Origin of the sequence: Phocaeicola intestinalis, assembly GCF_014837065.1 — a bacterium.
Lineage (GTDB): Bacteria > Bacteroidota > Bacteroidia > Bacteroidales > Bacteroidaceae > Phocaeicola > Phocaeicola intestinalis.
Map to the genome: position 1 here is coordinate 26,684 of NZ_JACSPP010000044.1, position 6,930 is coordinate 33,613.

Genomic DNA, 6,930 nt, shown 5'->3' on the forward strand with positions numbered 1-6,930 from the left:
CACCCACACTTGGGTATCAGGCAGTGAGTATCTAAATGTATATTCACTGCTTTTTCTTTTTTAAATATTCCCTATTGGATTTGTACTTTTTTAATTAATTGCCTATATTTGCAAAAAAATATGAATAATATGGTCGGTAAGGTAGGTGTTATCGTTTCTATTGTTCTTTTCTGCATAGCAGTAGGAGTCTATAGCTTTGTCCAACTCAGTGTGGCTGATAAGGGCAAGGATGTCGATTTGTTGTCTTTTGTGCCATTGGAGAGTGTTGGCTTGCTTGAAACTGATAATCCTGACTTCTTGGCTAATGAATTTCCACAAACCACTTATGGTTTGCAATTGGATACATTGCGGCAGAGTGGTTTGTTTCCGATGGTACTTAATGCCGTATTTCCGAATGCAGACAGTACGGTACATCGGCTGAGCAATGGCATTGAAAGAATGATGATCAGTTTTCATGCACCAATGTCGGCGCGTAATGTCGTAATGTATTTCCGTACCCACGGTTCGGGAAGAGAGTTTTTACAGCGGATGATGCAGCGCCAAGGGAGAAGGTTTGTGCCTAAGAAAGAGTCGTATCGAGGTAGCGATATAGATATCTATGCACTCGAAAACGGTGATTTTATAGCTGCTTATTGTGGCAAGGGTTTTTGTGTCCTTAGTTATCAGAAAAGCTTGATAGAGCAAGTGATTGATGCCCGTAAAGATGATGTTTCGTTGCGTGAGGATGCTGTGTTTATGGAATGTTACGAAGGAAAGGCTGTCAATTTTATTACATTGTACGGGCATGCTCCTTCACTGCCTTTCCTGGTAAGGGATTGTGCGAGTTGCTGGAGCAGTTTTGATATCCATTTAAACAGTGAGGTGTTTTATTTGAGTGGTTCGATGGTATTGCCGGATTCATGCCGGTTTCGTGTCACAGACCGGCTGTATCAAATGGATTCAGTTTCTGAAGATGGCTTGCTGGTGTTGTCGGGACAAGAAAAGGTGGATTCGTGTATATCGCGTATGATAAGCATTCCACAACATACTTTATTCGAAGAATGTGTATCGAATCTTTCGCGTGATGCCTCTTTTATTTTTGTGGCGGATATGGATAAGTTGAAAGGAGGGGATATGTTGCAGGTTGGTGGATTTTATTTGCCCAAATTTGTGATGCAGCATGTCGATTTGTTCCGCTCATTCATTTTTTCTGCGCAGGTGACAAAAGTCGGCAACAAGTATTCGCATATCATTGTTTTCACGTATAAGAATTAAAATGATTTTCTTTTTATACGATGCGCAAATAATGTTGCGAGAAGAGTAAGAGCCTGTTTAAATTTTCCAATAAACTAATATTCTATCAGGTTCTTTTGCGTTTGTTTCCGGTCTGTTTTCCCGATTTTATTCGTCAGATAGCCCGCTATCCTTCTCATAAAATCAGAAAAACATCCAAACAATTCGCAAAATTAACCTGAGCAAAATTTAAACAGGCTCTAAGAAACCGTTTTGAATTTATCGTGTGCTGATTTTCTGTACAGCTTGTCTTTCCGTTTATTCGATTTTATCTCAACCGGTGACGTTGAAAATGGGGACCTGCTTTCAAGTGAAAATAGGTCATGGATACGATTGTAAGTATGGCTCCGAACAGGTATGCGTCTCTGAACGAAGCGATTTCGGCAATGTATCCGCCCAGCAGCATGCCGATTCCAAGCCCTACATCCCACGAAGTAAGGTAAGTACTGGTGGCGGTCGCACGCTGGTTGTTGGGAGCCAGGTTTACGAATAACGTATTGTAGGCAGGAAACATGGTGCCGAATCCAATGCCCAAAAGCAAGGCGACTGAAAAGAACAGGCTCGTTGTGAAGGCATAGTTCCACTCTATCAGCCAGCCGCAAGCGGTCAGGGCAAAATAGCAGAGGCATACCAGATATAGTCCGGCATTGATGACTTGCGTGATTTTCCCTTTGTCGACCAGCCGTCCGCTGAACATGCGGCTGATAGCCATGCCTACAGCCATCAGGGTAAAGAAGAATCCGGTTTCGGCGGTGATGCCGATTTGCCGGGCATACATTGCCACGTAATTGGTCGTCATGCCGTAAGGGATGGAAAGCAGAAGCAGGCTGAGTCCGGCGGGAAGCCCTTTCAATAAGATAAAGCGGTCGAGCGATATCGGTTCGCGTTTGACCGGCGGTTTATAAGGGGTCTTTACCAGGCTGGCTGCGATAAAGCCCAAGATGCATGAACCGAGTCCATAAGAAAAAATGGCGATGTAAGATGTGCCTGCGCTATGAAGGAACAATCCGAACATCGGTCCGACAGACATGGCGAGGTTGTTAGCCAGTCCGTAATAGCCCAAGCCTTCCCCTCTTCGTGATGAAGGCATGATGTCAATGACTACGGTATTTCCTCCTACGGTCACCATCCCGAACGAAATGCCGTGGATGATGCGGTAGATGATAAACATGACCAGTGCGCCGGCAAAGATGTAGCCGGCGAAAATCAATGTGAAAACAAAATAGGCAAACAGGTATAAGGGCTTGCGTGCGAAAGTATCAAGCAAGTATCCCGAAAACGGGCGGATGCAAAGTGAAGATACAGTATAACACGACAAGACAATGCCGATAGTGGTATTTGAAGCATGGAAAATTTCCGAAAGATAAAAGGGAAGCACCGGAACCAAGAGCCAAAAGCCGAAGTAGAGAAGGAAATTGGCGGCAAGGATGCAACAATAACTTGGGGTAATAAGCCGTTGCTTTTCCATAAACAGGAGTGTTAGGGTGAGGTTAATTAATAGTTAACAATTAATAATTAATAGGGATCAGCGGATGTTCCTACCCTTAACTATTAATTATTAACTATTAATTATTAACTGTTTATTTAGTTTGCCGCTTCGAATTCTTCAAGGAAGCGGGTGTCGTTTTCCGAGAACATGCGCAAGTCCTTCACCTTGTATTTCAGGTTGGCAATGCGTTCTACGCCCATGCCGAAGGCATAGCCTGAATAAACTTTGCTGTCGATGCCGCAAGCGTCGAGTACAGCAGGGTCTACCATGCCGCATCCCAAAATTTCCACCCAGCCGGTATATTTGCAGAACGGGCATCCTTCTCCACCACAAATGTGGCAACTGATATCCATTTCGGCACTGGGTTCGGTGAACGGGAAGTAGGAAGGGCGTAGACGGATTTTGGTTTCAGGTCCGAACATTTCTTGGGCAAATTGCAGCAAGACCTGTTTCAGATCGGTGAACGATACGTTCTTGTCTACATACAGTCCTTCTACCTGATGGAAGAAGCAATGGGCACGGTAGCTGATGGCTTCGTTGCGGTACACACGCCCCGGGCAGATGACACGGATAGGAGGTTGGGTCACTTCCATGGTGCGTGCCTGTACGCTACTGGTATGCGTGCGCAGGATGATGTTCTTGGTCACATCGTCCGGATTGGTCTCTACGAAGAAGGTATCCTGCATGTCGCGTGCCGGATGATCGGGAGCGAAATTCATCTTTGTGAATACGTGTAGGTCGTCTTCCACTTCCGGACCGTCGGCAATGGTGAATCCCAGACGGCTGAAGATATCAATGATCTGGTTGCGCACGATGTTCAGCGGATGGCGCGTGCCCAGTCCGATGGGATAGGCCGTACGGGTCAGGTCAATGCCCGACATGTCGGCATCCTGGTTCTCGAATGTCTCTTTCAGGGCGGCTATGCGTTCTTGTGTACGGGTTTTCAGTTCGTTCAGTTTCATGCCCACTTGTTTCTTCTGTTCGGCGGGCACATTCCGGAAGTCTGCCATCAAGGCATTGATGATTCCCTTTTTGCTCAGGTACTTGATGCGGAGCGCTTCCAGTTCTTCTGTGTTCTGGGCGTTCAGCTGATCTACTTCTTGAAGTAATTCTTCTATTTTCGTTATCATAACCTATTCTTTAGTTTTCTTGTTTTTAGCGCAAAGGTAAGGATTTAAACTGAATTATTGTCTTTTTCTTCCGACAAAAAAGAAAACTACAGGTCTTTTATCCGATAAAAGAAAAAAAGAAGTAATTTTGCGCTTGATTTTTCAGAAGCACTAAATATGAAAAAAATTGTATTCGGATGTTGTTTGCTTGTATTGGCAACAACCTCCTGCGGAGGTGGAAAGAAAAAGATAGATCCTTTTGAGACGCTGACGAGTGAGATAGATTCGTTGTCTGCTGCGCCCGACACGATGGTGATTGACACGGCTCCTGTCCGTCCGGAAGTGATTCCGGCTACAGCCGATGAGAGTTTTGCCGACTTTTTCTACAACTTTGCTTCAAACGAAGGTTTCCAGCATTCGCGGATTGTTTTCCCGATTTCTTATTATAAAGGGAAGGAAGTGGTTCGTATCTCGAAAGAGGACTGGAAGTACGATCCGCTTTTCAGCCGCGACCCGGTATATACCGTGCTTTTCGACAGGGAAGAGGAAATGGAGTTGGAGAAGGACACGGCGGTGAGGAGTGTGCAGGTCGACTGGATTTACCTGAAAGACCGTCAGGTGAAGCGTTATTATTTCCAGCGCATCAACGATAGTTGGTTTCTGGAGGCGATAAATAAAGAGAAGCTGGCGCATGCAGAAGGCGGGAGAGAAGATTTTTTTGATTTCTACTTCCGTTTTGCCAATGATTCGGTGTTTCAGGGAGAGCGTCTGGCAGACCCTCTGTCGTTTGTGACGGTTGATCCGGAAGATGAATTTCAGATTCTGGAAACTACACTTGATGAAGGGCAATGGTTCTCGTTTCGTCCGCCTTTGTTGAAGGAACGGTTGACCAATGTGCATTATGGACAAGAGTCATTGCCTGATACAGATACGAAAATCATTGAATTTAAAGGGTTCGGAAATGGATTCAGCAATACATTGTACTTCAAGCGTCGGGGTGGAGAATGGAGGTTGAAACAGTTTGAGGATTTGAGCGATTGACAGCTTCTTCAATAAAAACAAAGAGAATGAAAGATTTACGAAATTATTCCTTGTTGTCTCATAATACGTTTGGTATGGATGTACATGCCAAACGGTTTGTAGAATACGAATCGGAAGAAGAACTTTGTGCGTTTCTGAGGCAAAAGAATACTCCTTTGCCACTTTTGCCTGTCGGAAGCGGGAGTAACCTGCTCTTTTTGGATGATTTCTCCGGTACGGTACTTCATTCTGCCATTCAAGGTATCCGTGTGGTACGCGAGAATGAGGAGGAGGTAGAAGTGTGTGTCGGTTCGGGAGTCGTGTGGGACGAATTTGTGGCATATGCCGTTTCCCATGGCTGGTATGGAGCCGAAAACCTTTCGTTAATACCTGGAGAAGTGGGGGCTTCGGCTGTGCAGAATATCGGCGCATACGGAGTCGAAGTGAAGGACTTGATAACAAAGGTGGATACATTATGCATAGCCACGGGTGAACATCGCCGCTTCTCGAATGCCGAATGCCGTTATGCCTATCGCCAAAGCGTTTTCAAGCGAGAGATGAAAGGATGCTATATCGTGACTAAGGTCTTTTTCAGGTTAAGCAAGAAGCCGGTGTGGCATTTGGATTACGGGAATATCCGTGCCGAACTGGAGAAAGCCCATGAGGAGCTTACGCTCGAGACGTTGCGTGCCGTGATAATCCGCATCCGGAAAGCCAAATTGCCCGACCCGGTGGAGGTGGGGAATGCGGGAAGTTTCTTTATGAATCCGGTGATTCCGTTGGCTCAGTACGAAGCGTTGTGCGTGTCATATCCTGATATGCCTCATTATCCGGCTGGAGAAGGGAAGGTGAAAGTGCCTGCCGGATGGCTGATAGACAGGTGTGGATGGAAAGGTAAAAAGCAAGGGAAAGTAGGTGTGCACGATAAGCAGGCATTGGTATTGGTGAATTTAGGGGGAGCTACGGGCGAAGAGGTCCGCTGCTTGGCAGAGGATGTGGCGGATTCGGTAAAAGAAAAGTTCGGCATCGTGATTGTGCCCGAAGTGAATTATATTTAGTTCTTAAGTTTTTAAGTTCTTAAGTTTTTAAGTTCTTAAGTTTTTAAGTTTTAAACTCTTAAACGTTTTGACTCACAAACTCACAAACTTACAAACTCACAAACTTACAAACTCACAAACTCATTAGTATATGAAGATAACGGTATTGGGAAGCGGCACTTCCACAGGTGTGCCGCAGGTTGGGTGTACGTGCCCGGTCTGTACGAGTGCAGACTCGCGTGATAACCGGTTGCGCTGTTCGGCACTGGTAGAAACAGAAGGGGTTCGTATCTTGATAGATTGTGGACCTGACTTTCGGGAGCAAGCCCTTCGTTTGCCTGATTTTCATCCCATAGATGGTGTATTGATTACTCACGAACATTACGATCACGTGGGCGGACTGGACGATTTACGTCCGTTTTGCAAGTTTCGGGATGTGCCGGTATATGCCGAGGCTTATACGGCAGACCGTTTGGTAAAACGTATTCCTTATTGTTTCGACGAGCATCCTTATCCGGGTGTTCCCCGTATTCCACTGACGAAAATCGAGCCATACGTGCCTTTTCAGGTCACAAACGATGCAGGTCATTCGGTCGAGGTTGTGCCTTTTCGTGTGATGCACGGCCGGCTTCCTATATTGGGTTTTCGTATTGGCAAAATGGCATGGATTACTGATATGTCTTATTTGCCTGATGAGTCGTATGCATACGTGAATGGGGTGGATTGTCTGTTTATGAATGCCTTGCGCATCCAGCCTCATCCTACACACCAGTCTTTGGCTGAGGCGTTGAACCAGGCAGGACGTATACAGGCGCGTGAAACCTATTTTATCCACATCAGCCATCAGTTAGGCCTGCATGCCGAGGTTGAGAGAAAACTTCCGCCTTGTGTGCATCTGGCTTTCGATGGTGAAGTAGTCCGATTATAAAATAAGAAGCTGTTTTGAATTTATCGTGCGATGATTTGGGATGAGTTTTTGAGGCATTTTCGCTTCTGTGATGAG

Annotated in this window: 6 protein-coding genes; 4 read left to right on the forward strand and 2 right to left on the reverse strand. The window is 45.7% G+C overall.

Annotation, left to right across the window (positions count from 1 at the left end; all coding sequences use genetic code 11):
- The first annotated feature begins 120 nt into the window (after nucleotides 1–120).
- Complete coding sequence (locus tag H9625_RS12575) at nucleotides 121–1,254, forward strand: hypothetical protein (protein ID WP_225226423.1); 1,134 nt, start codon at nucleotides 121–123, stop codon at nucleotides 1,252–1,254.
- A gap of 286 nt (nucleotides 1,255–1,540) precedes the next feature.
- Here the strand turns inward: H9625_RS12575 and H9625_RS12580 are convergent, their stop codons facing one another.
- Together H9625_RS12580 and pheS are read right to left on the reverse strand one after the other, a co-directional pair.
- Nucleotides 1,541–2,740 (reverse strand): MFS transporter, encoded by a 1,200-nt coding sequence (locus H9625_RS12580; protein WP_191764630.1) that lies wholly within the window; start codon nucleotides 2,738–2,740, stop codon nucleotides 1,541–1,543.
- A gap of 116 nt (nucleotides 2,741–2,856) precedes the next feature.
- A complete protein-coding gene (gene pheS / locus H9625_RS12585; RefSeq protein WP_022039904.1) occupies nucleotides 2,857–3,891 on the reverse strand; it encodes a phenylalanine--tRNA ligase subunit alpha in 1,035 nt (344 codons plus the stop codon).
- A 156-nt stretch (nucleotides 3,892–4,047) separates the two neighbouring features.
- Here pheS and H9625_RS12590 point away from each other — a divergent pair, with 156 nt between their 5' ends.
- The 3 genes from H9625_RS12590 (at nucleotide 4,048) to H9625_RS12600 (ending at nucleotide 6,855) form a co-directional block, all read left to right on the forward strand.
- Nucleotides 4,048–4,911, forward strand: a complete 864-nt coding sequence (locus H9625_RS12590; protein ID WP_087213032.1) for a DUF4348 domain-containing protein — start codon at nucleotides 4,048–4,050, stop codon at nucleotides 4,909–4,911.
- Nucleotides 4,912–4,937: 26 nt separating this feature from the next.
- Nucleotides 4,938–5,948 (forward strand): UDP-N-acetylmuramate dehydrogenase, encoded by a 1,011-nt coding sequence (murB, locus tag H9625_RS12595; protein ID WP_191764632.1) that lies wholly within the window; start codon nucleotides 4,938–4,940, stop codon nucleotides 5,946–5,948.
- Between the two features lie 130 nt (nucleotides 5,949–6,078).
- Nucleotides 6,079–6,855 (forward strand): MBL fold metallo-hydrolase, encoded by a 777-nt coding sequence (locus H9625_RS12600; protein WP_022039900.1) that lies wholly within the window; start codon nucleotides 6,079–6,081, stop codon nucleotides 6,853–6,855.
- The last annotated feature ends 75 nt before the right edge of the window (nucleotides 6,856–6,930 follow it).